General features: G+C 73.9%; 19 protein-coding genes and 1 pseudogene. 6 read left to right on the top strand and 14 right to left on the bottom strand.

The window, feature by feature from the left end:
- Positions 1-21: 21 nt before the first annotated feature.
- From ACIBK9_RS28335 to ACIBK9_RS28310, 6 genes are all read right to left on the bottom strand, one after another.
- Positions 22-201, bottom strand: a complete 180-nt coding sequence (locus ACIBK9_RS28335; protein ID WP_125645566.1) for a hypothetical protein — start codon at positions 199-201, stop codon at positions 22-24.
- Positions 202-297: 96 nt separating this feature from the next.
- Positions 298-1,170 carry an ArsR/SmtB family transcription factor gene (locus ACIBK9_RS28330; RefSeq protein ID WP_387682737.1) on the bottom strand — a complete coding sequence of 291 codons (873 nt, stop codon included), beginning with the start codon at positions 1,168-1,170 and terminating at the stop codon, positions 298-300.
- Positions 1,171-1,221: 51 nt separating this feature from the next.
- Positions 1,222-1,671: a S26 family signal peptidase gene (locus ACIBK9_RS28325; protein WP_397161965.1), complete on the bottom strand. Its 450-nt coding sequence runs from the start codon at positions 1,669-1,671 to the stop codon at positions 1,222-1,224.
- 230 nt (positions 1,672-1,901) lie between these two features.
- Positions 1,902-2,093 carry a hypothetical protein gene (locus ACIBK9_RS28320; protein WP_352356176.1) on the bottom strand — a complete coding sequence of 64 codons (192 nt, stop codon included), beginning with the start codon at positions 2,091-2,093 and terminating at the stop codon, positions 1,902-1,904.
- Between the two features lie 48 nt (positions 2,094-2,141).
- A complete protein-coding gene (locus ACIBK9_RS28315; protein WP_397161964.1) occupies positions 2,142-2,336 on the bottom strand; it encodes a hypothetical protein in 195 nt (64 codons plus the stop codon).
- A gap of 31 nt (positions 2,337-2,367) precedes the next feature.
- On the bottom strand, positions 2,368-3,645 hold the full coding sequence (locus tag ACIBK9_RS28310; protein ID WP_397161963.1) for a serine hydrolase domain-containing protein: 1,278 nt from the start codon (positions 3,643-3,645) through the stop codon (positions 2,368-2,370).
- Positions 3,646-3,838: 193 nt separating this feature from the next.
- Here ACIBK9_RS28310 and ACIBK9_RS28305 point away from each other — a divergent pair, with 193 nt between their 5' ends.
- Complete coding sequence (locus ACIBK9_RS28305; RefSeq protein ID WP_397161962.1) at positions 3,839-4,912, top strand: serine hydrolase domain-containing protein; 1,074 nt, start codon at positions 3,839-3,841, stop codon at positions 4,910-4,912.
- A 68-nt stretch (positions 4,913-4,980) separates the two neighbouring features.
- Here ACIBK9_RS28305 and ACIBK9_RS28300 read toward each other — a convergent pair whose 3' ends face one another.
- Positions 4,981-5,121: a hypothetical protein gene (locus ACIBK9_RS28300; protein WP_352356170.1), complete on the bottom strand. Its 141-nt coding sequence runs from the start codon at positions 5,119-5,121 to the stop codon at positions 4,981-4,983.
- A gap of 226 nt (positions 5,122-5,347) precedes the next feature.
- Between ACIBK9_RS28300 and ACIBK9_RS28295 the strand changes: the two genes are divergently transcribed.
- Complete coding sequence (locus ACIBK9_RS28295) at positions 5,348-6,676, top strand: WD40 repeat domain-containing protein (protein ID WP_397161961.1); 1,329 nt, start codon at positions 5,348-5,350, stop codon at positions 6,674-6,676.
- A 46-nt stretch (positions 6,677-6,722) separates the two neighbouring features.
- Here ACIBK9_RS28295 and ACIBK9_RS28290 read toward each other — a convergent pair whose 3' ends face one another.
- Both ACIBK9_RS28290 and ACIBK9_RS28285 read right to left on the bottom strand, forming a co-directional pair.
- A complete protein-coding gene (locus ACIBK9_RS28290; protein WP_397162091.1) occupies positions 6,723-6,914 on the bottom strand; it encodes a hypothetical protein in 192 nt (63 codons plus the stop codon).
- Between the two features lie 25 nt (positions 6,915-6,939).
- A pseudogene (locus ACIBK9_RS28285) lies at positions 6,940-7,068 on the bottom strand (hypothetical protein); the annotation flags it as partial.
- Positions 7,069-7,295: 227 nt separating this feature from the next.
- Between ACIBK9_RS28285 and ACIBK9_RS28280 the strand changes: the two are divergent.
- The gene (locus tag ACIBK9_RS28280; RefSeq protein WP_352327996.1) at positions 7,296-7,502 is read left to right on the top strand and encodes a hypothetical protein; all 207 of its coding nucleotides are present in this window, start codon (positions 7,296-7,298) and stop codon (positions 7,500-7,502) included.
- A gap of 145 nt (positions 7,503-7,647) precedes the next feature.
- Here ACIBK9_RS28280 and ACIBK9_RS28275 read toward each other — a convergent pair whose 3' ends face one another.
- Genes ACIBK9_RS28275 through ACIBK9_RS28265 form a run of 3 tightly spaced genes read right to left on the bottom strand, consistent with a single transcriptional unit; the run spans position 7,648 to position 21,577 of the window.
- On the bottom strand, positions 7,648-8,643 hold the full coding sequence (locus ACIBK9_RS28275) for a threonine/serine dehydratase (protein WP_397161960.1): 996 nt from the start codon (positions 8,641-8,643) through the stop codon (positions 7,648-7,650).
- Positions 8,640-16,835, bottom strand: coding sequence for an amino acid adenylation domain-containing protein (locus ACIBK9_RS28270; RefSeq protein ID WP_397161959.1), 8,196 nt, complete (start codon positions 16,833-16,835; stop codon positions 8,640-8,642). The genes ACIBK9_RS28275 and ACIBK9_RS28270 overlap by 4 nt, the downstream gene beginning before the upstream one ends.
- Positions 16,832-21,577, bottom strand: a complete 4,746-nt coding sequence (locus tag ACIBK9_RS28265; protein WP_397161958.1) for an amino acid adenylation domain-containing protein — start codon at positions 21,575-21,577, stop codon at positions 16,832-16,834. The genes ACIBK9_RS28270 and ACIBK9_RS28265 overlap by 4 nt, the downstream gene beginning before the upstream one ends.
- 749 nt (positions 21,578-22,326) lie before the next feature.
- Here ACIBK9_RS28265 and ACIBK9_RS28260 point away from each other — a divergent pair.
- On the top strand, positions 22,327-22,533 hold the full coding sequence (locus tag ACIBK9_RS28260) for a hypothetical protein (RefSeq protein WP_397161957.1): 207 nt from the start codon (positions 22,327-22,329) through the stop codon (positions 22,531-22,533).
- Here the strand turns inward: ACIBK9_RS28260 and ACIBK9_RS28255 are convergent, their stop codons facing one another.
- Both ACIBK9_RS28255 and ACIBK9_RS28250 read right to left on the bottom strand, forming a co-directional pair.
- Positions 22,534-22,785 (bottom strand): hypothetical protein, encoded by a 252-nt coding sequence (locus tag ACIBK9_RS28255; RefSeq protein WP_397161956.1) that lies wholly within the window; start codon positions 22,783-22,785, stop codon positions 22,534-22,536.
- Between the two features lie 29 nt (positions 22,786-22,814).
- Positions 22,815-23,570 carry a L,D-transpeptidase gene (locus ACIBK9_RS28250; protein WP_397161955.1) on the bottom strand — a complete coding sequence of 252 codons (756 nt, stop codon included), beginning with the start codon at positions 23,568-23,570 and terminating at the stop codon, positions 22,815-22,817.
- A 90-nt stretch (positions 23,571-23,660) separates the two neighbouring features.
- On the opposite strand from ACIBK9_RS28250, the gene ACIBK9_RS28245 reads away from it, so the two are divergent.
- Together ACIBK9_RS28245 and ACIBK9_RS28240 are read left to right on the top strand one after the other, a co-directional pair.
- Positions 23,661-24,344: a response regulator transcription factor gene (locus tag ACIBK9_RS28245; protein WP_358301322.1), complete on the top strand. Its 684-nt coding sequence runs from the start codon at positions 23,661-23,663 to the stop codon at positions 24,342-24,344.
- The gene (locus tag ACIBK9_RS28240) at positions 24,341-26,116 is read left to right on the top strand and encodes a sensor histidine kinase (protein WP_397161954.1); all 1,776 of its coding nucleotides are present in this window, start codon (positions 24,341-24,343) and stop codon (positions 26,114-26,116) included. Before ACIBK9_RS28245 ends, ACIBK9_RS28240 begins: the two co-directional genes overlap by 4 nt.
- The last annotated feature ends 21 nt before the right edge of the window (positions 26,117-26,137 follow it).

The following is a 26,137-nucleotide window of genomic DNA, read 5'->3' as shown; positions in this document are numbered from 1 at the left end:
TCGTGGGCGGGGTGTGGAGGGTCAGCAGCACTCGTAGCAGGACACGTAGGTCGTGCAGTCCGGCCGCACGCAGGTCCACGCGGTGTGGTCGAGCCAGTGGTAGCACCAGCACTCGTAGGGGCACCCCCTGGCGTCCGCGGTGCTGGCGGGCAGCAGGGCGCCGAGCATCCGGTCGCCCAACGCCTTGAGTGTGCGAGTCATCCGACCTCCTGGGTGAGAGGGGCTGTATTCGCCTGATCATCACCATCGGGTCAGGGGAGGGGCAATCCTTTCGGACCGCCACCGAAATGCGACAAATCAGGCGCTGTATTCGAGGAGTTCGTGGCCCAGCGAGGTGAGCACGTGCCGCACGGCCCGGCCTTCGCGGTAGGTGTTCACGAGCCCCGCCAGCCGCAACGCCGTCACGTGCTCGGACACCGTGGACGCGCTCACCGCCAGCGACCTGGCCAGCTCGCCGGTCGCCGAGCCGCCGCCGATCGAGCGCAGCACCCTGGCGCGGGCCTGCCCGACGACCTGGGCCAGGGCGTCCACCGACGCGGGACGCCGGGCGCCCTCGTCGCCGGCCGGATAGGCGATGACCGCCCTGCTGCCGCCGCGGGGCGGCGACAGTGCGAGGAAGCAGCGGCTGGCGCACATCAGCGGCGAGAACGCCACGCCCCCGTCGCCGAGCTCCACCGGCGACGGGCACAGGTCCGAGGTGTCGATCTGCAGGGCGCAGCCGTACCAGCTCAGCCTGGGGGTGAGCCTGGGCAGCGTACGGCCGAATCCCCGCACGCAGATCAGCTCGGAGTAGCGGTTCACGTGGGCGTTCAGGCGGTGGCGGATCGCGTCCCACTCGGGGGCCACGCAGCTGACGTAGAAGGCGCGGAGCGCGTCGGCGACGTCACCGAGACCGGGCTGGACGTCGAGCTCGTCGTTGAGCGTGCCCGCGCCGGGCGGCAGCGGCAGGTCGGCCCAGAGGAAGCCGGACACGCTGTGCGGTGCGTGGTGGACACGCCGGACGAACGGCATGGCTCTGGCGGGCGTCCTGCGCGCCAGATCCCGCCACGGCGATCCGGGTACGGCGAAGCCGGGATGATGCAGGCACAGGGCGGCGAACAGGGTGTGGTGCAGCGGGGAGATGGTGAAGGTGGTCGCGGCCAGTCCTGCGGCGGAAAAGACCAGACGCATATCCCAGCCCCGTTGTCAGGAAATGTCCGGACATAATGGAGTATGGGGCTGTTAAGACGTACTAACAAGGGTGCGTAGGACGACCCCCAGAACCCGATCGGCCGGGACGAGGCCCCACAACCGCGAGTCCGCGCTGATCTCCCCGTCCCCCAGCACCACGAGCTTTCCGGGCGGCACCGTGGCGGGCAGCCCGGGGCACTGCGGCGGCACCGGTTCGCCCGGCAGCGCCGCGACCCGCTTGACCACCCAGTCGGCGGCCGCGACCTCGGGCAGCGGCCCGTCCCGCCACCGCATTCCCGGCCCGATCGCTTCGAGCACCACGATCTGCCCGCGCCGGACCGCCTTCCCGCGCAGCACCAGCAACCGGTCGCCGGGCCGCAACGCCGGCACCATGCTCTCCCCCCGTACGGTCACCACCGCCAGCCGGCGCCTGGCGACGAACGCGACCACGGCCACGACCAGCAGGGCGGCGGATCCGGCGAACACGGCGATCATCGGCATGGCGCGAGCGTAAACGTCCGGCCTGGGGGGCTCAAGAACTCGTCCGGTCGGACGGGAGGGGCTGAAGTCCTGTCTAGGCGAACGCCGTCACCCGGCGAGAGCGACGTTCGGACGGCGTGGGGCGCCCGTTCCTCGGGGGCGAACACTCATGGTTCGGTCTACGGCGTCGAGGAACACCTCGTTCCTTCGGCGCGGAGGCTGGAAAGGCTGGCATCGCGGTGGTGATCCGTCTAGTCGGGGGAGCGCAGGAGCATTGCCTCCACCTCGGAACCGGCGTCGGCCGTGCAGACGTACGTGGGCCTTCCGGTCGCCGGGTCGACGGCGTACAGGGTCGCACGCTTGCCGCACTTCGAGCACCAGGCGTCCGGCCCGCCGCCGAGTTCGGCCAGGCCGACCTTGATCTCTGGGATAACAAAAGCCATGCGGGCAGCGTAGGTCGGCATGGTCAGGACGTCCGTGGTGACAGGGCGTCATGCGGAATCCATGCCCGCAGATTGTTCGACACGGGAGGTGCCGGGCCTGGTGGTGGGGAAGGGCCGCGTCCTGGCCAGTGCCGCCCCCGCGATCGCCGCCACCCGGACCAGCGCGTCCGTGGCCACCGCGGGCCGGCCGACGCCCCCGATCACCGTCCGGGCCCGCGAGAGCTCCCGCGCGACCGGCCTCACGTGCCGGAGGCCGGTCAACGGTGGGTTCTCGTCAGAGGTAGGTGCCGTACAGGTCTACGGTGGGCCAGGTGGTCACCGCGTTGGCGGCCTTGTGGAGGGCCGGGTCGATGTCGGCGTAGCTCAGGCCCGAGGCGTCGTCGCGCTGGTTGAAGAGCGCGGCCCAGGTGAGCCCGTCATACCGCCGCACCAGCAGGGTGTAGGTGCCGGGGAGGCTGCCGGTGTGCCAGGTGTTGCGGCCGCCGGTGACGTTGCGGACCGACCAGCCGCAGCCGTACCACCAGCCGTCGCCGTTGACGCCGGTCTCGGGTTGGGCGAAGGCCCGGGAGATCGACGTCGAGGTGAGCACGGAGCCGGCGGCGTCGAAGATCCCGGCGAAGCGCACCAGATCGACCGCCGTTCCCAGCCAGCCGCCGTGCGCGTCCATGTTCTCCAGGTTGAACGAACCGTACGGAGCCGGGACGGACGTGCCGGAGGCGTCGAACACCGTCTTTCCCGTGTACTTCGAGACGTACGGCACCTCGCCGGTGACGGCGCCCGCCTTGAGCGTGCGCCCGAGCCTCATCCGGGTGATCCCGCGTGGCCCGAGGATCTTCTGCTGCACGTACGTGCCGTACGGCATGCCGCTGACCTTCTCGATGATCCGGCCGAGCAGCAGGTAGTCGTAGTTGGCGTAGGCGTACGTGCTGCCGGGGTCGTGGTCCAGGGCGAGGCCGCTGGCGTACCGCATGATGTCGGCCTGGCGGACGGGCAGCGCCGCGCCGAGCGCCCTGGAGACCGCCAGGTCGCTGAACATGGGGTCGGCGGTGATGGACGAGTCCCAGCCGCCCAGGTGCTGCAGCAACCTGAGAACGGTCACGTCCTTCAGCCGGGGATCCACCGTCTTGCCGGACGGCGGCGTCAGGGGGAGCAGGTCGGGCAGCCGGTCGGTGAGCTTGAGCTTGCCGTCCTGCACCAGTTTGAGGACGGCCGCGCCGGTGATGGGCTTGCTCAGGCTGGCGATCCGGAACAGCGAGGTCGGCTGGGTCTTCAGGCTGGTGCTGGTCGTCCAGGTGTAGCCGCGGGCCAGGACGAGCTTGCCCTTGCGGGTGACGGCGAGCGATCCGCAGGAGAGGTTACGGGCCTGCATGAAAGCCTTCATGGTGCTGTCGAAACTGCCCAGCCCGGCTCCCAGGGTTCCGGTCGTCTTCCACGTCCCGGCGGCGGCGTCCGCCCTGCCCGGCTGACCGGCGACGAGCCCGGCGCCGGCCAATCCGAGCCCGGCCAGGCCCATCGTCCGGCCGAAATCGCGTCGGGTCAGCCTGTCAGGCATCTGTCTTCCTCCTTGATCGAACAAAACACCACCGGGCAAACTACCTCAAACATCGCCGCTGGTGGCGCAGACCGCCCGAGCCGGGCGTGGTAGGGCAGTCCCTACCATCCGGACACCGGGCGGCATGATCGATTTCGGTGCTCGGCAGCCACAGGATGGGCACATCACCTCGTCCAAGGGAGTTGCCGAGAACATGCGTAGGTATCTTGCCGCAGCTGCGGCCGCCGTCGTCCTGCTGGGCGCCGCGTCCCCGGCGCTGGCCGCCGCCAAGCCGTCGTCGCCCACCTTGCAGCAGCAGCTTGACCGGTTGACCCAGCAGGACGGGCTGGCGGGTGCGCTGGTGTCGGTGCGTGAGCCCGGCGGCCGGGTCGGGACGTGGACGTCCGGCGTCGCCGAGCGCGGCTCTGACCGGCCGATGGTCGGCGCGGACGCGCACTTCCGCATCGCCAGCGTGACCAAGTCGGTTGTCGCGGCCACCGTGGTGCGCCTGGCGGACCAGGGCAAGATCGATCTGGACGCCCAGGCGGAGCAGTACGCGCCCGGTCTGCTCGACGGCAGGCCGATCACCGTGCGGCAACTGCTGACGCACACCAGCGGCCTGCCCGAGTACCTGCCGCTGATCGACCCGGCCCGCCTCGGCGCCGACGCCGACGCCTACTTCCTGCGCCTCGCCCTGGACGCCGAGCCCACCGGCGAACCCGGCGAGAAGTGGGCCTACTCCAACACGAACTACCTGGTGGCCGGCATGCTCATCCAGAAGGTCACCGGCAAGGACTTCCGGACGGTCACCCGCCAGGGCGTCCTGAAGAACCTGCGGCACACCTACTGGCCGCGTCAGAACGAGCTGGACATCCGTGGCAAGCACGCCCACACCTACGGTGTGAACCCGTTCGACCCGAAGAGCCAGGGCAAGGTGGTCGACACGACCTTGGAGCCCGGCTACCTCTTCGGCGCCTCGGGCGGCCTGATCTCCACCCCCGACGACCTGAACCGCTTCTGGCAGTCCCTGCCCGCCTCCACGATCAAGACCATGCTCGCCCGGACCGTCCCCGCCAACGACCCGCCGAAGGCCGACTACGGTCTGGGCGTCTACTCCTACCCGTTCGCCTGCGGCCCGGCCTGGATGCACGACGGCGGCCTGCCCGGCACCCGCGTCCTCAGCGGCCGCGACCGCTCGGGCCGCGCCGTCACCCTCTACGTGACCGGCACCCCGAAGAGCGACGCGCACATCTTCGAAGCCTTCGGCACCGCCCTGTGCGGCAGATGACCCAGGCCCGCCGGGGGAGCTGTCCCGGGCGGGAGCCCGATTCGGGCCGGCTGCTCGCGCCACCGGCGTCAACGGCGCAGCAGCAGGCGCAGCAGGCGTAGCGCCCGGGAGCGGCGGGCCGAGTCGGCCGAGAACATGTAGATCATGGCGGGGAGCGTCACCAGCGCGGCGCTCGTCACGACCAGTGCGGCGAGGTGGGGCAGCATCATGGAGCTTCCCTTCGTGAGTTCGCATCGCCTCGGCCGGTGCCGAGGGCGCGATTTCAGGATGGGGCGCGCCGAAGTGCCGTTGACGATCTGTGCCAAGGTCTTACGCGATCCGATGAACCCGTACATCGGCTGACAGAAACTGACGGTTCCCGGCCCGGATGGCGATGTGCACGGATCCGTCACGGGTGGGTTTGGCTCTCCGGGATTCTGGAATCCTGACATCACCATGTCTCCGCAAGCCCCCCTGCCGGAGGATCCCCTGGCCGTTCTGCGCGAACGCCTGCGGGACCTGCATCTCCACGCAGGCCAGCCCAGCAGCCGGGCTCTGGCCAGGCAGACGGGCGCGATGAGCCACTCCACCGCGCACGGGGTGATCCGCTGCGTCAGCCTGCCTCGATGGGGCAACCTGGAGCTCGTGGTGGAGGCGTTGCGGGGCGACGTCACGGAGTTCAAGGCCCTGTGGATCGCCGCCCACGACCTGCGTTCGCAGCGCGGTCGCCCGCTGGATCCCGAGACCGGGCCCACAGCCCGGACGGAGGACGCCCAAGGGCCGGCCTCCGATCCACCGCATGAGCTGTACCGGCCGGTGGACGGGGCGAATGCGGAAGGTCACTCCGGCGCCGTCTGGTCGGTGGCCTTCCATCCGGACGGGCGCATCCTGGCCAGCGGCGGCGGCGACGGGACCGTGCGGCTGTGGGACACGGTGACGGGCAGGCCGTGGCGGGAGCCTCTGCTGGGCCACACGGGTGCGGTCGTGGCGGTGGCCTTCCATCCCGACGGGGATCTGGTGGCCAGTGGTGGCAGCGACAAGACGGTACGCCTGTGGACGATCGACGGGCTGCGACCGGTGGGTGAACCGTTGCACGGCCATGCCGGCACTGTCTGGTCGGTGGCCTTCCATCCGAACGGGCACGTCCTGGCCAGCGGCGGCATCGACGGCACCGTGAGATTGTGGGACATCACCACGGGAAGGCCGGTGCGGGGGCCGCTCATCGACCATGACGGCGCCGGCTGGGCCCTCGCCTTCGACCTCGACGGACGCCTGCTGGCCAACGGCGGGGACGACGGCATGGTCCGGTTGTGGAACACGACGTCCGGGCAGCCGGTCAGTGAGCCGTTGGCAGGTCACAGCGGCGCGGTCGTGACGGTGGCCTTCCACCCGGACGGGCACGTCCTGGCCAGCGGCGGCGACGACGAAACGGTGCGGTTGTGGGATCCCGCGTCGGGACGCGCCACGGCCGACCCCTTCGTCGGCCACATCGGCCCGGTCCGGTCGGTGGCCTTCCATCCGGGAGCGGACCTGGTGGCCAGTGCCGGCGATGACGGGTTGGTCCGGTTGTGGCAGCTCGCTTCCGGAGAACAGGTGGGGCGGCCTCTCGACGGCCACACCGGTCCCGTCCGGGCCATCGCCTTCCACCCGCACGGGCATCTGCTCGCCACCGCGGGCGCCGACAGGAAGGTGCGGTTGTGGGAGAGCACTCAGCCGCCCGACCACCAAGTGCTGTACCGGCGCATCGACAACCTGCGCGCCCGCTTGCGCGGGTCGAATCCATAGAGGCGGTCGCCGGGCGAACGCGTCGGGATCCGTACCGAGGTGGTGATCATACGTTTCTGATCCTGGCGGCGAGGAATCGCATGTCCAGCATGCTCTGGGAGAAGGCGACGCCGGTGAGCTTCTTCGCCAGCGCGAACGATCGCTGGAACGTGGCGTGGAGGTCCGGGCCTTCCCACTCGTGGTAGGGATGCAGGTCCTGTCCAGAGTTGGACGAGCACCGTCCAGCCCGCCGTCTCAAGTGCGCCCACGTAGTCGCTGCGCAGGTTGTCGGCGTCGATGCACTCCATCGTTCGTTCCTGGAGACCGTCGAAGGTCACCTGCTCGATGTCGCCGGGCCCTGCGCCGAGGCGGGTCAGCGCTTCGCGAGGGGTGAGGGACCGGGCGAAGGACACACACGAGACGTCATGGAACGGGCCGTACGTGGCCAGCCAGTCGAAGTCCTTGTACGCGTCTCGCACTACAGCGCTCCCGTGATCAGTTGCCGGACATCATCGCAATGATCTCCGAGAGGCGCGGACGACCGGTCGGCGCTGGGAGCGGGCACCGAAAGAGCCGTTGCTGATGACAGGTGGCGGCAACGGTGCGACTGTGAAGGCAGGGCGACCTGCTGGAGGAGATCGTGGAACACCCCGAGCTGACCACGGACATGGTTCTCGCCGCCGTCCGGGATCATGGATTCGCGGCCTATGACGTCCTGGTCAAGGACTTCCCGTCGGACGTGGTGGTCGCGGAGTTCACGAAGGCGGCCAGGTCGGGCTTCACCACCTTCGGCGTAGGGGTGCACCTTGCGTCGTTGACGGACAAGGGGCGGGAGCGTCTCGGGTAGGCACAGTCTGCGGAGTTCTGCGGGGCGCCGGATGCCGGGGTGACGGCACAACGGACCGGGGCGGTCGGGGCGGAGTGATCGTCCAACGTGGCGTGGTGACGGCGCTCGCGGGCGCCGCCACCACAGCCGTTGGCTCTGGTATGGATCAGGTGCTTCGTGCCAGTGGCTCCTGGCTGGTTTCCGGGGTGATCGCGACGTTGCCGCCGGAGAGGACCGCGACGACCGGCCCCGGCGGCAGGTGCGCCTGGTGGGTGAGGTAGGCGGCGGTGGCCACCGCGCCGCTGGGTTCGGCGCGTTCCCCCAGCTTCCGGTGGAGCAGGCCGGCGGCGGCGTCGATGGCGTCCTCGGTCACGGTCACCATGTCGTCCACGTGCCGCCGGATGTGCTCCCAGGCCAGGGCGCCCAGCACCGGCGCGCGCAGGCCGTCGGCCCGCGTGCGGTAGGTCAGCTCCACCGGCCACGCCGTGCGCGTGCCCGACCGGAAGCTGGCCGTCCCGTCGGCGGCCAGCTCGGGCTCGACGCCGATCACCCGGATCGCCGGGTCGGCGGCCTTGACGGCGACCGCGATCCCCGCCAGCAGGCCGCCGTTGCAGACGGGCACCAGGACGGTCCCCGCGTCCGGCAGGTCCAGGCAGATCTCGGTCCCGGCGCTGCCGTGCCCGGCGATGACGTCGAACGCGTCGGAGCCGATCACCGTCGCGCCGAACCGGTCGGCCAGTGCCAGGCACGCCTCCTCCCGCAGCGCGGGCGGGACGATCACCACCTCCGCGCCGAGCCGGCGCGCGGCGCTGACCTTCAGCTCGGGCGCCGTGTCCGGCAGGACGACGGTCGCCCGCACTCCGTGTTCGGCGGCGGCGTAGGCGATGGCCTGGGCGTGGTTGCCCGACGACTGCGCCACCACGTGCCGGACGCCGCGCCCGGCCAGCCGGCCCACGGCGTTGGCCGCGCCGCGCACCTTGAAGGAGCGGGTGGGCTGCCGGTTCTCCGGCTTGACCCAGAGCCGTTCGCCGGGCAGCCGCAGCAGCGGCGTGCGCCGGACGTACGGCGCGATGCGGTCACCGGCCGCCCGGACGTCGGCCGCGGTGACCAGCCGCGCGCCCGCCGCCCCCTCCGTTTCCATGGGCTCAGCACTCTCGCTCATGCGCTCAGCACCCTCTCCTGGATGGCGTCCAGGTCGGCCGCGGCCTCCGAGGGCGGGGCGGCGTCCGGGACGAGGTCCTCCAGGTGGTGCAGCGGCCGGTGCCGGAGCCCCAGCAGCCCCCACAGCACCAGGAACACGCCGCTGGCCAGCAGCACCACCCCGGCGCCCCCGCCGGGGCCGGTGGCGAACCGTCCGGCCCAGTCCGCCAGCGGGCCGGCGGAGAGGAAGCCGATCGGCTGCATGGCCGTGGCGATCATGATGTTCACCGCGAGCACCCGCCCCTGCAGCTCCGGCCCCACCTTGACCTGGATGATCGACAGCCAGTGCGCGTTGCCGATGCTCATGCACGCCAGCCGGACGAACAACCCGGCCGCGACCAGCCACACGACCGGCCACACGCCCATCAGCACCACGCCGATCCCGGAGCCGACGACGAAACCGATCATGCCGGTCGCCCGCCGCCGGGTGCCGCCCCACACCAGCACCACGCCGGTGCCCACGGCCGCGCCGACGCCGCCGACGGCGGTCACCGCGCCGAGGTCGGCCGAGTCGCCGATGGCCAGCACGACCGGGGTGACCAGCACCCACATCAGCGCGGTGCAGAAGTTCACCACCGCGAAGTAGAGCGCCATCACCATCAGCGGCCGCCGCCGGCGCAGGAACCGCCACCCGCCGGTGAGCGCCGCCGTGAACGTCTCCTCGCGCCGGTGGAACAGCCGGTCGGGGAAGCGCACCAGCAGCAGCGTCAGCACCCCGACCGCGAACGTGGCCACGTCCACGGCCACCACCGCCGACAGCCCGAACAGGCCGATCAGCGCGCCGCCCGCGAGCGGCGCGACCACGTTGCCCGCGCCGAAGCCCACGTTGGCCAGCGCGTTGGCCTGCGGCAGGTACGGCTTGGGCACCAGCTGCGCGATAGCCGCCAGCCAGGCGGGCTGCTGGAACGCCGACACGACCGAGGTCACGCCCACGATGAGGCAGACGTTCCAGAACTCCAGCCGATCGGTGGTCAGCAGCAGCACCAGCGCCACCATGGCGATCCCGGACAGCGCGTCGCAGGCCAGCATGATCTTGCGCCGGTCCACCCGGTCGGCCAGCGCGCCGCCCAGCGGGGTGAGCAGCACGGCCGGGATCTGCGCCAGCATCGTGATCAGCGCCAGATCCAGGATCTCGCCGCTGCGCTGGTAGGCCCACACGCCGAGCGCGAACGAGCTCAGCGCCGTGCCCAGCGCCGAGACGATCTGCCCGCCCGCGACGGTGTAGAAGGACCCCAGTCTGGTGCGTTCGGGCGGGCGCACCGGATCGGGCAGCGTTCCGGCCGCCCAGCGGGTCAGGTGCGCCAGCACGACGGCGGCCAGCGGCTCGGCCTGGTGGCGCAGGAAGTAGTGGCCGGCCCTGGGCAGCACGGCCCGCTCCACCCGCGGCGCGAACGCCGCCCACTCGGTGTAGCGCTCCTCGTGCAGCTCGGTGGCGCGGTCGCGTTCCCCGACCAGACTCAGGATCGGGGCGCGCAGCGGCGTGCCCTCGCCGGCCAGCTCCTGGCCGAACCACTCCTGCGCCTGGTCGGCGTCGTGCCGCATGGCCCGTACGGCGGTGCGTTTGGCGGCCTCGTCCATGTCGTCGAGCAGCCCGCCGGAGGCGCGCAGCGCGTCGCGGAACATCCGGTCGGACACCCAGCGGTCGCCGCCGAACAGCCGCCTGACCATGCCGGGCAGCCGCGCGGCCGGGAAGCTGGCGGCGGCGATCACGCCCAGCACGGGCACGCCGTCGGCCTCCAGCTTGCGCGCGAGCGCGACGGCGGGCGCGGAGCCCACGCAGTGGCCGTAGATCGCGACCGGGCCGGACGCGGTCGCCGCCACTTCGGCGGCCAGCACGTCCACCAGCTCCGCCAGGGGCAGCGGCAGCTCGTCGGGTCTGGCGGGGTCGTGGCCGGGCAGCTCGACCGAGAGCACCTCGACCCGGTCTCCGAGTGCGGTCGCCAGCGGCTGGTAGACCGCCGCCGACCCGCCGCCGTACGGCACGCACACCAGCGTGAATTCGCCGGCTCGGCCGCCGCCCAAGCGGTGCAGCAGGCCGCCGCCGCTCTCCTGGCCGAGGAAGGCGGCCAGCTGGGCGACGGTGGGCCGGGTGAACAGGTCGATCACGCGCAGCCCGCGGCCGATCTCCTTGACCGCGCGGACCGCGGCGAAGGAATCGCCGCCGAGGGCGAAGAAGTCGTCGCCCGCGCCGACCCGCTCGACGTCGAGCACCCGGGCGAAGGCCCCGGCGACCAGCTCCTCGTTCGGCGTCGAGGGCGCCGCGTACGCGGCCTGCTCGGCCACCGGCTCGGGCAGGGCCGCCCGGTCGATCTTCCCGTTGGGGTTGAGCGGAAGCCGGTCGAGGGCGACGACGTGCGCCGGGACCATGTAGTCGGGCAGCCGCTCACGCAGCGCCGAGCGCACGGCCGCGGCCTCCACGGTCGCGGGCGTCACCCACGCGGCGAGCTGCCTGGCCTTGCCCTCGCCGACGGGCAGCACCACGGCCTCGGCGACCTGGGGCAGCGCCCGCAGCGCGGTGGTGACCTCGCCGAGCTCCACCCGGTAGCCGCGCACCTTGACCTGGTCGTCCACCCGGCCGCGGAACTCGATCTGTCCGTCGGTGGTGAGGCGCAGCAGGTCGCCGCTGCGGTAGCAGCGTCCCTGCCCGGTCAGCGGGTCGGGGAAGAAGCGTTCGGCGGTCAGCTCGGGCCGGCCGATGTAGCCGCGGGTGACCCCGGGGCCGCCGACGACCAGCTCGCCGGGCACGCCGGGCGGCACCGGCCGCATTGCGGCGTCCACCAGGTGGCCGTACACGCCGGGCAGCGGACGGCCCAGCGGCACGATGCCGGTCCGCCGGTCGGCGGGGATCTCCTCGGTGTCGCACACCAGGCAGATCATCGTGGACTCGGTGTGGCCGTAGTGGCTCTGGATCCTGAGCTCGGGCCGGGCGGCGCGGGCCCGCTCCACCAGGTCCCACGGGCACGCCTCGCCCGCCAGGATCAGCAGCCGGCGCGGCAGCACGGCGGCCAGGTCACCGCCCGAGGCCAGCAGCTCCAGGTGGCTCGGCACGCACTTGACGACGTCCACCCGGTGGTGGGTCAGGTAGTCGGCGAACGCGGCCGGGTCCATCGCGGTCTCGCGCGGTACCAGGTGCACCGTCCCGCCGGTGGTCAGCGCGCCGAACACGCAGGTCAGACCGAAGTCGGCCGCGGGCGTGGAGACCACGGCGAACGAGCCGCCGGGCACGCCGATGCGCGGCAGCATGCCGCCCAGGTAGTTCAGGACGCCGCCGTGCTCGGCGGCCACCGCCTTGGGCGTGCCGGTGGACCCCGACGTGAAGATCACGTGGTGCAGGTGCTCCGGCAGCACCTCGACCCGGGGCCGGGTGTCCGGCAGGGACGGCGGCCGGTCCAGCGTCAGCACCTGCCTGCCGTCCCCGATCAGGGGCGCGAACTCGCTCACCGTCACCACGGCGCGCACCCCGGCGGCCTCCAGCATCGCGGCGATCCGCGCCGCCGGGTACGCCGGGTCCATCGGCAGGTAGCCGCCGCCCGACTTCTGGATGCCGAACAACGCGCACGCCAGGTCCGCGCCCGGCTCCAGCAGCACGCCGACCGGCTCGTCGGCGCTCACCCCGGCTTCCAGCAGCCAGTGGGCGATCCGGTTGGCGGCCGCCTCCAGCTCCGCGTAGGTCAGGGCGCGGTCGGCCCCCACCACGGCCGGCGCGCCGGGGGTCTCGTCCACCCAGCGTTCGATCAGGTGGTGCACCGCCCCGGCGGGCGGCTCCGGCGGCGGCCCGCCGGCCAGCGCCGGGCCGGTCACCGGCTCCAGCGGCACCGCGCCCACCGGCGCGTCCAGGTCGGCGAGCAGCCCGTCGAGCAGGGCGGCGTACCAGCGGGTCAGCTTGGCCGCGGTGCCCGGTTCGAACAGGTCGGTCCGGTAGGCGAGCCCGCCGCGCAGCGGCGCGCCCGGCCCGTGGTCCACGACGTGCCAGCTCAGGTCGAACTTGGTGGTCAGCTCCGGCAGGTGGATCTCGGACGCCTCCAGGCCGGGCAGCTCCGCCCCGGCCACGCCGGGGACGTAGTTGAGCATCACCTGGAACAGCGGCGTGGCCGCCAGGTTCCGCTCCGGCCGCAGCCGGTCCACCACCCGGTCGAACGGCGTGCCCGCGTGCGCGAGCGCGCCCAGCGCGGACTCCCGCGCGCGGGCCAGCAGGTCGCGCCCGGTCGGGTCGCCGCCCACGTCGGTCCGCACGACCACGGTGTTGAGGAAGCAGCCCACCACGCCTTCGGTGTCCGGGTGGTCGCGGCCGGAGACCGGCACGCCGACCGCGATGTCCGCGCTCGCCGACAGCCGGGCCAGCAGCGCCTGCAACCCGGCCAGCAGCACGATGAACGGCGTGGACCGGTAGGCGGCGGCCACCGTCCTGATCCGCTCGCTCAGCTCCGCCGGGAGCTCCAGGTCCAGCGCGGCTCCGCCCGGGTCGGGCACCGCGGGGCGTGGCCGGTCGGTGGGCAGGTCGAGCACCGGCGGCAGGCCGTCCAGGCGCCCGGCCCACCAGTCCAGGTCGGCCGGGTCGGGGACCGGCGACACCTCGGCGTACTGCGCCGGGGGCGGGTCGAGCGGCGGGCGCAGGCCGAGGCGGGCGGCGTACAGGCCGGACAGCTCCGACAGCAGCAGCCCGCGCGTCCACGCGTCGGTGGCGATGTGGTGGAAGGTGAGGGAGAGCACGTGCTCGTCGTCGTCCCCAGGATCGCCGACGGCGAGCAGCACCGCCCGCATCGGCGGCTCCCGGTCCAGCGCGAACGGCGTCGCCAGGTGCCCGGCCAGCACGTCCTCGACCTCGGACCGGTCCACGCGCGCGGTGGTGACGGGCACCTCGGCGGCGTCCCGGACCACCATCACCGGCTCGGGGCCGGAGTCGTCGACCACGCCGCGCAGCACGTGGTGCCGTCCGGCCAGGTCACGCACCGCGTCCAGCAGCGCCTCCGCGCGCAGCGGGCCGCGCAGCCGCAGCGCCACCGGCACGTTGTAGGCGCTGCTGTCCGGTTCGAGCTGGGCCAGGAACCACAGCCTGGCCTGCACCCCGGACAGCGGCACCGGCCCGTCCGCCGGCGCGCGCCGCACGCGCGCCGCAGTGGCCGGACGGGGCAGCGCGGCGGCCAGGTCGGCCAGCACCGGGTGCTCGAACAGCAGCCGCACCGGCACCGCCGCGCCCAGCCGCTCCCGCAGCCGCCCGGCCACCCGGGTCGCCGCGAACGAGTGCCCGCCGAGGGCGAAGAAGTCGTCGTCCGCCCACACCTCGGCGAGTTCGAGCACGTCGGCCCAGACCTCGCCGACCAGGCGCTCGGCAGGTGTCCCGAGCGGCACCCGCACCGCGGGCCCCGCCTCGGGCACGGGCAGCGCCGCCCGGTCCACCTTGCCGTTCGGGGTGAGCGGCAACGCCTCCAGCACGCCGATCGCGGCCGGCACCATGTAGTCGGGCAGCCGCTCGCGCAGCGCCGAGCGCACCTGCGCCACGTCCACCGCCGCGGGCGTCACCCAGGCGGCCAGACGGCGCTCCAGGCCGTCGCCGACCGGCTGCACGTACGCCTCCGCGACCTGCGGCAGGGCCCGCAACGCCGCGGCGACCTCGCCCAGCTCGACGCGGAAGCCGCGCACCTTCACCTGGTCGTCGATCCGCCCCAGGAACTCGATCAGCCCGTCCCCGGTCACCCGGACCCGGTCGCCGGTGCGGTACCAGCCGCCGGTGAAACGCTCCGCGGTGAGGTCGGGGCGGCCCAGGTAGCCGCGGGCCACGCTCGGGCCGCCGATCCACAGCTCGCCGGGCACGCCGGGCGGCAACGTCCGTCCGGACGGGTCGGCCACCCGGCACACCACGTCGGCCAGCGGCCGGCCCAGCGGCGCCCGGCCCGGCCCCAGCTCGGCCAGGGCCTGGCCGGCGTCGCAGGCCAGCACCGACACCGTGGTCTCGGTGGGGCCGTAGTGGATCTGCACCTCCAGGTCCGGTCGCGCCGCCCGGACCCGCGCGACCAGGTCCGCCGGCACCGCCTCGCCGGCCAGGATCAGCAGCTTGGCGGGCAGGGCGGCCGTGCCGAGGAGTTCGAGCTGGCTGGGCACCATCTTGATCGCGTCCACCGGGTGCGCCGCCAGGCGGGCGGCGAACGCGGCCGGGTCGGTGGCCGTCTCGTGGTCGATCAGGTGGAGGGGGGCGCCCGTGGTCAGCGCGCACCACAGGTTCGTCATGCCCAGGTCGGCGGCGGCGGTGGAGACCAGCGCGAACGACGTCATCCCCGCGGGGACGACCTCGGCCACCGCGCCAAGGTAGTGCGTGATGTGCCGGTGCTCGACCGCGACGCCCTTCGGCCGTCCGGTCGAGCCCGAGGTGTAGATCACGTACGCCAGGTGCTCCGGCCGCACCGCCACGCCGGGACGCTCGCCGGACGCCTCCGCCGCGGCGGCGAGCTCGGCGCCGGTGAGCACGATCCGCGCTCCGGCGTCGGCCACCACCGCCTGGTTGCGCCGCTCCGGGTAGACCGGGTCGAGCGGCAGGTAGGCGGCGCCCGCCTTGAGCACGCCGAGCACGGCGACCACCAGCTCGGGCCGCCGCTCCAGCAGCACGCCGACCGGCTCCTGCGGCCGTACCCCGCTCTCCAGCAGCCAGTGGGCCACCTGGTTGGCGCGGCGGTCCAGCTCCGCGTAGCTGAGCGAGCCGACCGCGACCGCGTCGGGGCGGGCGTCGGCCATCCGCTCGACCAGCGTGTGCAGCGGCACGTCCACGGGCAGACCGGCGTCCGGGCCGCGCAGGTCGTCGCCGGCCGGCAGCCGCACCGGCGCGTCCGGGTCGGTGAGCATGCCGTCCAGCAGCTCCAGGTACCAGCCGGCCAGCCGGCGCACGGTGGCCTCGTCGAACAGGTCGGTGCGGAAGCGTAACTCGCCCGAGAAACGGGTGCCGTCGTCGCCGAGCTCCAGGTTCAGGTCGAACTTGGCGGTCGGCGCGGGCGGCGTCCCGGCCTCGACCGTCAGCCCCGGCAGCGACAGCGGCGCGCCGGTGTCGTAGACGTTGAGCATCACCTGGAACAGCGGCGTGACCGCGAGGTTCCGCTCCGGCTGCAGCCGCTCCACGACCCGCTCGAACGGCGTGCCGGCGCGCGCGAACGCGTCCAGCGCCGCCGTGCGCGCCCGTGCGAGCAGCTCGGCGCCGGTCGGGTCGCCCGCGGTGTCGCCGCGCACCACCAGCGTGTTGATGAAACAGCCGACGACCCGCTCGGCGTCGGGGTGGTGGCGGCCCGCGTGCGGCACGCCGACGGCGATGTCGTCCACGCCGGACAGGCGGCTCAGCAACGCCTGCAACCCGGCCAGGAACACCATGAACGGCGACGTCCCGGCCACCGCGCGCACCTTGGCCGACAACGCCTCGGGCACCTCCACCGCGACCGCCGCCCCCTCCCACGTGGGGACGGCCGGGCGCGGGCGGGCGAGCGGCAGGTCGAGCACCGGCGGCAGGCCCGCCAGGTGGGCGGCCCACCAGTCGAGGTCGGCGTCGGGCCGCCCGGCCTCCCACGCGGCCACGTCCGCGTACTGCAGGGCCGGGGGAGCGGGGGGCGGCTCCAGGCCGAGGCGGGCGGCGTACAGGTGGGCGAGATCGTCCAGCAGGACGCGTTCCGACCAGGCGTCGGTGGCGATGTGGTGCAGGGTGAGCGCGAGCACGCACTCCTCGTCGCCGAGCCGGTAGAGCGTGGCCCGCAGGGGCGGCTCGGCGTCCAGCCGGAACGGCCGCCAGGCGTGGTCGGCCAGCTCCCGCTCCAGCTCCGCCGGGCCGGCGTTCACCATGTCGACCACGGGCACCGGCACGGCGGCGACGGGCCGCACGCGTCCGTCCTCGATGACGCCGCGCAGGATCCAGTGCCGCTCGGCCAGGTCCGCCACCGCGCCGGTGAGGGCGGCGACGTCCACCGGGCCGCGCAGCCGCAGCGTCAGCGGCACGTTGTAGGCGGGCGTGCCCGGTTCGAGCTGGGCCAGGAACCACAGCCGCTCCTGCGCCGGCGACAGCGGCATGTCCGCGGCCGACGTCGCCGGGATCCGGGGGACGGCGGCCTGCTCCTTCTGCTTCAGAGCGGCGGCGAGCCTGGAGCGGACGAGTTCGGCGATCCGGTCCTCACGTACCTCGGTCATCCCTCGTCCCCCTCCATCAGGTCGGCGGCCAGCAGTTCCTCCAGCGCGGCGGCGAAATCGGCCAGCACCGGCCGGTCGAACACCAACCGCACGGGCACGGTGACCTGCAACATCTCGCGCAGGCGGGCGGCCACCCTGGTCGCGGCGAACGAGGCTCCGCCGAGGGCGAAGAAGTCGTCGCCGGCCCAGACCTCGGGCCGTTCGAGCACCTCGGCCCAGACGGCGGCCACCAGGAGCTCGGCCTCGGTGGCCGGCTCGACCCGCGCCGGGGCCGGGCCGGTGTCCGGCTCGGGCAGCGCGTGGCGGTCCACCTTGCCGCTGGGCAGCGTGGGCAGGGCCGGCAGCGCGACCCAGCGGCGCGGCACCATGTGGCCGGGCAGCCGGGACCGGGCGTGCCGCTCGACCGCGGCCAGGTCCGCCGTCTCCGGCGCGACGTAGCCGACCAGGTGGGCCTGCGCGTCCGTGCCCGCCACGGTCACCGCGGCCTCGGCGACCTCGCGCAGCACGGCCTCGACCTCGCCCAGCTCGATCCGGTAACCGCGGACCTTCACCTGGTGGTCGCGGCGGCCGTGGAACTCCAGCGTCCCGTCCGGCCGCCGGCGCGCCAGGTCGCCGGTGCGGTAGCAGCGGCCGTCCGGCGTGAACGGATCGGCCACGAAGGCGGCCGCGGTGAGGTCCGGACGGCCCCGGTACCCGCGGGCCACCCCGGCGCCGCCCAGCAGCAGCTCGCCGACCGCGCCCGGCGGCACCAGCCGCAGCCGCGCGTCGACCACGTACGCCCGCTCGCCCGGCATCGGCGACCCGATCGGCACCCGGTCGCCCTCGTGCGCGCGCACCCGGTGCAGCATGGAGGTGACGGTGGTCTCGGTGGGCCCGTAGGCGTTCCACAACTCGCCGACGCGCAGCAGGATCTGCTCGGCCAGCGCCGGGTCCAGAGCCTCCCCGCCGGCGACGGCGCGCAGCGCGGGGTCACCCGCCCAGCCCGCCGCGATCAGCATCCGGTACGCGGTCGGCACCAGGTCGATCACCGTGGCCGCGCTCGTGGTGATCAGCTCCGCCAGCGCGTGCCCGTCGGTGGCCGTGGCCCTGTCCACCACCACCGACGTGCCGCCGGCGGCCAGGACGCTCCACAGCTCGGAGGCGGAGACGTCGAAGCTCAGCGGCGCGACCGCGGGCTGCACGTCGGCCGGGCCGAGGCGGAGCGTCGAGATCATCCCGGCCACGAGGGCGGCCAGGGCGCCGTGGGTGACCTCGACCCCCTTGGGGGCGCCGGTGGAGCCGGAGGTGTAGGTGACGTACGCCAGGTCCTCGGCGCGCACCTCGGGAAGGTCCGCGCGGGAGCCCGTCGCGAGCCGGTCCACGTCGAGCGTCACCGGCCCGTCCTCGCCGGGCGCCGTCTCCAGGGGCGTCCCGCCGCGGGTGAGGACCACGCGGGCGCCGGCGTCCGCGGCCAGCAGGCGCAGCCGCTCGGCCGGGTGTTCCGGGTCCAGCGGCAGGTACGCCGCCCCCGCCCGCCACACGCCCAGCAGCGCCGCGGGCAACATCTCGTCCCGCGGCACGTGCACGCCGACCACGTCGCCGCGCGACACCCCGTGCGCCAGCAGCCCGGCCGCGATCCGGTCGGCGCGGTCGTTCAGCTCGGCGTGGCTCAGGGCGACGCCGTCCGGGCCGACCACCGCCGTGCCCGCCGCGCCACCCGCGTTCGCCGCGAGCGACAGCGGCACCGGGGGCAGGTCGTCCGGCAGCAGGGGGCCGGCCGCGCGGGCCAGCAGCGTGGCGCGTTCGTCCGGGGTGACCGGCTCGAACGTGGCGATCGCCAGGTCCGGCTCGGCCACCACGCGCCGCAGCAGCCACAGCAGCCGGTCCAGGTACGCCCCGGCCGCCTCCCGGCCGAGCAGCGCGACCGCGTACTCCAGGTGCAGCTCGGCGCCGGCGGCCGTGCGGTTGACGAGCACGCTGAACTCGTGCACCGCCGCGCCCGGGCCGACCTCGGTCAGCAGTTCCAGGCATCCGGCGCGCACCGGCACCTCGGCGTGCTGCATGGCCAGCAGCACCGGGGCGCGGGGCACGTCCGCGGGCGGGACCTCCTGGTGTACCAGCGCCCGCGTGGCGGCCTGCCCGGCCTGCCGGACCAGGTCGCGGAAGGTCGGCGCGGCGTCCGGCCGCAGCCGCACCGGCACCGTGTCGATCAGCGGCCCGACGACCCGGGCCAGCTCCGGCCGGGCGCGCCGCGCCGCGACCATGCCGACCAGCGTGTCCGGCTCCCCGGCGGCCAGGGCGAGCGCGGCCAGGTACACGGCGTACGGGGTCGCGCCGCACGCGCGGGCCAGCGCGGCCACGCCGTCCGTGAACTCCTCGGTGAGCGGCCTGATCACCCGGCATGTCGTCAGGTCGCCGGGCGGCGGCCCCGCCACCGGCGCCCCCGCCAGCTCGTCGCGCCAGAACGCGCGCAGCCGCGCGAGGTCGGGCCGGTCCTCCTGCTCGCGCACCGCCACGTCGCCGAGCTGCACCGCCGGCTCGGGGACGGTCTCGCCCGCCAGCTCGGCGGCCAGCTCGTCCATCAGCACGCCGGTCGAACCGCCGTCGAAGGCGATGTGGTCCGTCACGAGCACCAGCTCGGCCACGCCCTCTCCGACGGGGCACAGGCTCGCGCGCAGCAACGGCACCTCGGTCGTCACGTCGAACACGTGCTCCACCGCCGCCCGGGCCACCTTGACCGGGTCCGCGCCCGCCGGATGCTCGACCAGGGGAACGGCGACGGGCGGGTGCACGACCGCGTACGGGACGCCGTCCTCGCCGACGGAGATCGTGCTGCGCAGGGCCTCGTGCCGGCGCAGGACCGCGTCCAGCGCCCGGCGCAGCGGCGCGCTCCCGCTCAGGTCGCGCACGCGCAGCCGGATCGACACGGTGGTGACCGGGCTGTGCGGGTGGAGCTGGCGCAACGTCCAGAACTCGCGTTGCGCGGCGGTGAGCGGGTGCCGGGTCCGGCCGGTCCGCCGCACCGGAGCCGATCCCGGCTCGCGCAGGCGCGCCGCCAGCCCGGCCGCGGTCGGCTCGGTCAGGAACGTCGCCAGCGGCACGGTGTGCCCGAGCCGCCGGGACAGCTCGGTCACCACCCGGGCGGCGGCCAGCGAGTGCCCGCCCAGGTCGGCGAACCGGTCGTGCACGCCCACCTCCGGCAGGCCCAGCACGTCCGCGATCACCTCGGCCACCTGGCGCTCGTCGTCCGTCCGGGGCGCGACCGGCGCCGCGGACCCCGTCCGGGCGGCGCCCAGCTTGGGCAGGGCCGCGCGGTCCACCTTGCCGGTGGGAGCGATCGGCAGGTCGCCGGTCACGCCGATCCTGGCCGGGACCAGGTGGTCGGGCAGCCGGTCACGCAGCCAGTCGCGCAGCTCGGGCTCGGTCACGCCGGAGGCGGCCACGTGCGCGACGAGGTAGGCGATGCCGTCGTCGTCGGTGTGCGCCAGGACGACGGCGCGGCGCACCGCGGGATGGCGGTCCAGCGCCGACTCGACCTCGCCCAGCTCCACCCGGTAGCCGCGGATCTTGACCTGGTCGTCGGCGCGGCCCACGTAGCGCAGCTCGCCGTCCACCCGCCGGACCAGGTCGCCGGTGCGGTAGACGCGGGTGCCGTCCGGGTCGGTGCCGAACGCCTGCGAGTCGTGGCCCAGGTAGCCGCGGGTCACGTTCGGGCCGCCGATCCACAACTCGCCGACCTCTCCATCGGGGACCGGGTTGCCGGCGGCGTCGCGCACGCTGAGCAGCGCGTTCGCCATCGGCCCGCCCAGCGGCGGGTCGCCCTGGTGGTCGCGGCTCACCTCGAACAGGGTGGAGCCGGTGGTGCACTCGGTGGGGCCGTACATGTTGAGCACGCGGCGCACACCGGGGTTGGCGTACACGCGCGCGACCAGCGCGGCGGTCAGCCGCTCGCCGCCGGACAGCACCATGCGCACGCCGTCCGGCAGCGGCTCGCGCAGCAGCACCGACAGCGCGGACGGGACGCCGAAGACCGTGCGCACCTCGTCGCGGGCCGGCAGCGTCGGCAGCGCCAGCACGTTGTCCGCCATGATCACGGTCCCGCCGGCGAAGAGCGGCGTGAAGATCTGGGTGATCGAGGCGTCGAAGCAGATGGAGGAGCCGGCGAGCATGCCGCTCAGCTCCTCGGCGGTGTAGGCGGACGCCTCCCAGCGCACCAGGTTCAGGGTGTTGCGGTGCTCCACGACCACGCCCTTGGGACGGCCGGTGGAGCCGGAGGTGTAGATCACGTACGCGGCGTCGCCCGGCTCGCCGGGCACCTGCGGCCCGTGCGCGGCGGGCGTCACGTCGTCGACGAGCACGGTGTCCGCGCCGGTCGGCGCCGCGGTCTCGCGCCGCGCCGCCGAGGTGACCACCGCGGTCATGGCGGCGTCCTCGGCCATGAAACGTAAGCGCTCGGCCGGGTAGGCCGGGTCCAGCGGCACGTAGGCCGCGCCCGCCTTGAGCACCCCGATCAGCGCGGGCACCAGCCACTCGTCGCGGTCGAGGCAGATGCCCACCAGGTCGCCGCGTCCCACACCTCGCGCGGCCAGGGCGTTGGCGATCCCGTTGGCCCTGCGGTCGAGCTCGGCGTAGGTCATCCGGCTCGTGCCCGCGACGACGGCGAGGCGATCGGGTGTCCGCCGGCACTGCGCCTCCAGGGCCTCGTGGAGGCGTCCCGGCGAGTCGGTGGGAGGGCGGTTCGCGCCCGTCACATCCGTAGTCATGTGTCCTCTTTCCAGCAAAGGTCAAACGTGCCCGGGTGGGCGGTATGGAACAGCCCGTTCCTCGGGACGGCACGCGGGCCCGGGCGAGGTCGTCGCTGGGCGCGTGGGGTCGTGCGGCGTCGTGCGGGCGGTTCAGTGTCGCGCGGTCGGCGGGTGCGGCGGGGGGCATTCGCGGCAAATGTCATGTTCTGCGGTTACGTGCTCCTTTCGCCCATGGTCGTCCGCGCAACAGCATCGGTGACCCGGCTTGCCGCTGACTTGGAACCTGCCATGATCTTGCTTGCAGGAGGGCGCGTCATCGGCCGGTGGGCGCGGGACGGCTCGGCGGGCGGTCAGCGACGTCCCGGCGCCCGGCGTCGGCCGGAGCGCGCGAACCTCCTGGACCGGCGACAGGCAGACCCCGGGCTCCGGATATGGGCGAGGAGTGCGGCCTTCTCGCCACTGCTCCGGAACGCCACACCGACATGATCCTCTTCGCCGGGTCGGTCCCGCAATCGGGGGCGAAAGGCAGGAAAGAGGGCGAAATGTAAGGGTCCCGTTGACATCCGGAGAAGGGTTCTCGTCAACCCCGCGCAACAGAAGGCGCGGACGGGCAAGCACATCCGTCGCGGGACCTCACGGGACGGTGAGGTCGGGAGCCGCGACGGGAAAGGCCCTGGGGTGTTGGCGCAGAGGAGGGCTAGGAAAAAGAAGGCCCCCGCCGGGGTCGGGCCCCGGCGGGGGACGGGCGACGTCACGGACGTCGTGGCGTGCGTACTCAGGGACGGCGTGACGGACGCCGTGGCGTGCTCAGGGGCGGCGTCACGGACGCCGTGGCGTGCGTGGTCAAGGACGGTGTGGCCGCCCGCACGCGGCGCCGCGGCGTCCGGGCCCTGTTCCTGCCCGTGATGGCCAGGCCGCCGACGCGGCCGACGGGCAGGAGAGGACGGACGTCACGCGGCGGCGACGGGTCGTGATCAGCCGGTGTACCGCGGCTTGACGGCGACCGGCTCCCTCGGCCCCGCCGTCTGCTCCACCGTGGGCCGGCCTTCGGCGGGCACCGGGGAGGGCGCCGCGGAGGGGCCCGCGGCGGGCACCGCGGCGGGCACTGCGGCCGGCACTGCGGCGGGCTTCGCGGGCTCGGCCGAGGCCGTCCCCGAGAGCCCGGCGAGGCCCGCCGCGAGCGCCAGCGCCGCGACGCCGCCGACCAGCATGGTTCTGATCTTCATAGGGTTCCTCTCATCCTTCGAACAGGGCCTCAGCCCTTGACGACGACCGGAGTGCCGATCGCCAGGTTCTTCGCCATCCAGGTGATGTCGTCGTTGCTGACCCGGACGCAGCCGTGGCTGGCCCGCGTGCCGATGGCGGACGGCTTGTTCGTCCCGTGGATCGCCAGCTGGCCGGGGCCGCCGGCGAAGCTCTTCAGCACCGGTGAGAAGCCGCTCAGCCCGAAGGCGTACGCGCCGTAGGCGCCGCCGTCGCCGGTGGGCCTCACCAGCTCGGTGAAGAAGTAGCGGCCCGGCGGCGTCGGCGTCCCGGCCTCGCCGGTCGCGACCTTGCCCGTCCTGACCGGCCGGTCGCCGTCGTAGACGGTGAAGCGGAACGCCCCGCGGTCGATCTCCACGCGGTGGGAGGTCTCCGCGAGCGTCACGTCGGCGGCCTTGATCCAGCCCTTGCTGCCGTTGGGCCGGATCGGCAGCAGCACCTGGAGCCAGTCGCCCTCGTCGCGTTCCACCAGGAAGACGCGCGTCGCGCCGTAGTCGTTGGGACTGGTGATCGTCCTCTGGGCCGCGCCCTGTCTGTCCCGGTAGATCGTGATCCGGGCCCCCTTGACGCTCGCGATCTTCGATCCGGCGCCGCCCAGCGGCTCGGTGCTCGCCGCGGTGCTCGCAGGGGTGCTCGCCGTGGTGCGCGCGGGGTCGGGTCGTACGGCACTGTCTGCGCTGCCCGCGCAGCCCGCCAGCAGGAGGGCGAGTGCCGTCGCCGCGGCCGTACGAAGCAGGTTGGTTCTCACCCGGCGCAGCCTGGCGGCAGAATGTGTGGAACCTGTTTGCCTGTCATGCGGATCCCGTATGCACTCGCGCAGTGCGCATAACCTCGGGCCATGTGCGCGTACGTGCTGGTCGCCGAGGACGACCCCAAGCAGGCCGAACTGCTCAGGCGCTACCTGGAGCGCGAGGGCCACGAGGTCCGCGTCGTGCACGACGGACGTTCGGCGATCGACGAGGCCCGGCAGGGAGACCCCGCCCTCGTGCTGCTCGACGTGATGATGCCGAAGGTCGACGGCCTGGACGTCTGCCGGGTGCTGCGCGCCGAGTCCGACCTGCCGATCCTGATGCTGACCGCCCGGTCCACCGAGGACGACCTGCTGCTCGGGCTCGACCTCGGCGCCGACGACTACATGACCAAGCCGTACAGCCCGCGCGAGCTGATGGCCCGCGTGCGCACGCTGCTGCGCCGCACCGGCAGGGCGCCGGAGACCGGCCGGCTGTTCCGGGCGGGCGACCTGGTCGTCGACCCGGTCAGGCACACCGTCACCGTGGCGGGCACGCCGGTCGACTGCACGCTCGCGGAGTTCCGGATCGTCGAGACGCTGGCCGCCGAGCCGGAACGGGTGTTCACCAGGAAGCAGCTGCTGGAGCGCGTCCACGGCTTCGACCGGTTCATCACCGAGCGCACGGTCGACGTGCACGTGATGAACCTGCGCAAGAAGATCGAGCCCGACCCGCGCCGCCCGTCCCGGCTGCTGACCGTGTACGGCGTCGGCTACAAGCTGACCCAGGCATGAGGTCGCTGTTCGTCCGGCTGCTCACCAGCTCGGCCGTCGTGGCGGTCTGCTCGATCACGGCGACGGCGTGGCTGGCCGCCAACAGCACCTCCGGCGCGATCCAGCGCGAGCAGGGCCAGACGCTGGCCAGCGACGCCCAGATCAACAACAGCCTGCTCGGTTACGCCTCCCGCCATCCCGACTGGTCCGGCGTCGCCGCCACCGTACGCGACCTCGCCGCCGCCAACAGCCGCCGCGTCGCGCTGACCACGGAGAAGGGCGCCCTCATCGCGGACTCGGCGGCCGCCGGGACCCCGCTGCCCGCCCGGGTGTCGGCCGTCGTCGATCCGCTGGCCGTGGACGTGACCCTGGTGCCGGGGGCGGCCGAGGACCGCATCGATCCGCGCGCGGTGGGCCCCTTCCTGCTGCCCGACCGTGACCGGGCCCGGCTGGGGAAGGCCGCCGACGCCTACGCCGCCTGCATGAGACGTACCGGGCAGCCCGTCCGGACGAGCGTCTCGCACACCGGCCGGCCCTCCGTGACGACGACCGGCGAGGGCGTCCCGCAGGAGCCGAGCCCGGCCCCGGCGGTGACGGCCCCCTGCGACGCGGTCACCTTCAACACGCCGACGCGCACCGAAAGGGCCGCGTTGAAGCAGCTCAACCTGCTGGTCGGCAGATGCCTGAAGGGCAAGGGCGCGGAACGCGGCTCGGTCGGACTCGACCTCACCTGGGTTCCCAAGGAGAAGCGGCCGGCGTCCTCGGAGGCCGAGCCCGGCCAGACGATCTCGTCCTGCATCGTCGCCGCCCGTAAGGAACAGCTCGACCCCTACGTCGCCCCCGCCGCCTACCTGTACATCGGATCCCCGGCCGAGGCCACCGGCCCGCGCATCCCGCTGCCCTCGATCGCCGGCGCCGCCCTCCTCGTGCTCGTGCTGACCGTCGGCGTCAGCGTCATGGCGGCCAGGCGCCTGGTCGGCCCGGTCAACGCGCTCACCCACGCCGCCCGGCGGATGCGCGACGGTGACAGCTCCGCCCGCGTCCAGGTCAGGACGACCGGCGAGATCAGCGAGCTGGCCACGGCGTTCAACGAGATGTCCGAGCACCTCCAGCGCATGGAGGAGCAGCGCAAGGCCATGGTCAGCGACGTCTCCCACGAGCTGCGCACCCCGCTGAGCAACCTCAGGGGCTGGCTGGAGGCGGCACAGGACGGCGTCGCCGAGCTGGACCCCGCGCTGATCGCCTCCCTGGTCGAGGAGCTCCTGCTGCTGCAGCACATCGTGGACGACCTCCAGGACCTCGCCCTCGCCGACGCGGGCAAGCTGCGCCTGCACCTCGAACCCGTGCACCTCGGCGACCTCCTCGACCAGGTGGCCACCGCCCACCGAGGCCGCGCCGAGGCCGCCGGGCTCACCCTGACCGCCGGCGGCACCGGCGCGCCCACCCTGACCGCCGACCCCGTACGACTCCGCCAGGCCGTCGGCAACCTCGTCACCAACTCCCTGCGCTACACGCCGGCCGGCGGGCACATCACGCTGGCCGCCCGCCAGGACGGCGACCACGTGGTCATCGAGGTGACCGACACGGGGATCGGCATCCGCGCCGAGCACCTGCCGCACGTCTTCGACCGGTTCTGGCGGGCGGAGAAGTCCCGCAACCGCCGCACCGGCGGCAGCGGCCTCGGCCTCGCGATCGTCCGCGACCTGGCCGAGGCGCACGGCGGCACCGCCACGGCCGCCAGCACCCCGGGCGTCCGCACCACCTTCTCCTTGCGCCTTCCGGCACGACCGTGATCCTGTGAGGACACGTCCTAG

This window comes from Nonomuraea sp. NPDC050227 (assembly GCF_044459705.1).
Lineage (GTDB): Bacteria > Actinomycetota > Actinomycetes > Streptosporangiales > Streptosporangiaceae > Nonomuraea.
Note: the sequence above shows the minus strand (reverse complement) of the source record. Positions and strands in the feature narration are given on the sequence as shown.

Bases quoted from the DNA above. Each gene is read 5' to 3' on its own strand.
- ACIBK9_RS28335 (WP_125645566.1), bottom strand. From the start codon at position 201: ATGACTCGCACACTCAAGGCGTTGGGCGACCGGATGCTCGGCGCCCTG.
- ACIBK9_RS28330 (WP_387682737.1), bottom strand. From the start codon at position 1,170: ATGCGTCTGGTCTTTTCCGCCGCAGGACTGGCCGCGACCACCTTCACC.
- ACIBK9_RS28325 (WP_397161965.1), bottom strand. From the start codon at position 1,671: ATGCCGATGATCGCCGTGTTCGCCGGATCCGCCGCCCTGCTGGTCGTG.
- ACIBK9_RS28320 (WP_352356176.1), bottom strand. From the start codon at position 2,093: ATGGCTTTTGTTATCCCAGAGATCAAGGTCGGCCTGGCCGAACTCGGC.
- ACIBK9_RS28310 (WP_397161963.1), bottom strand. From the start codon at position 3,645: ATGCCTGACAGGCTGACCCGACGCGATTTCGGCCGGACGATGGGCCTG.
- ACIBK9_RS28305 (WP_397161962.1), top strand. From the start codon at position 3,839: ATGCGTAGGTATCTTGCCGCAGCTGCGGCCGCCGTCGTCCTGCTGGGC.
- ACIBK9_RS28300 (WP_352356170.1), bottom strand. From the start codon at position 5,121: ATGATGCTGCCCCACCTCGCCGCACTGGTCGTGACGAGCGCCGCGCTG.
- ACIBK9_RS28295 (WP_397161961.1), top strand. From the start codon at position 5,348: ATGTCTCCGCAAGCCCCCCTGCCGGAGGATCCCCTGGCCGTTCTGCGC.
- ACIBK9_RS28275 (WP_397161960.1), bottom strand. From the start codon at position 8,643: ATGAGCGAGAGTGCTGAGCCCATGGAAACGGAGGGGGCGGCGGGCGCG.
- ACIBK9_RS28270 (WP_397161959.1), bottom strand. From the start codon at position 16,835: ATGACCGAGGTACGTGAGGACCGGATCGCCGAACTCGTCCGCTCCAGG.
- ACIBK9_RS28265 (WP_397161958.1), bottom strand. From the start codon at position 21,577: ATGACTACGGATGTGACGGGCGCGAACCGCCCTCCCACCGACTCGCCG.
- ACIBK9_RS28255 (WP_397161956.1), bottom strand. From the start codon at position 22,785: ATGAAGATCAGAACCATGCTGGTCGGCGGCGTCGCGGCGCTGGCGCTC.
- ACIBK9_RS28245 (WP_358301322.1), top strand. From the start codon at position 23,661: ATGTGCGCGTACGTGCTGGTCGCCGAGGACGACCCCAAGCAGGCCGAA.
- ACIBK9_RS28240 (WP_397161954.1), top strand. From the start codon at position 24,341: ATGAGGTCGCTGTTCGTCCGGCTGCTCACCAGCTCGGCCGTCGTGGCG.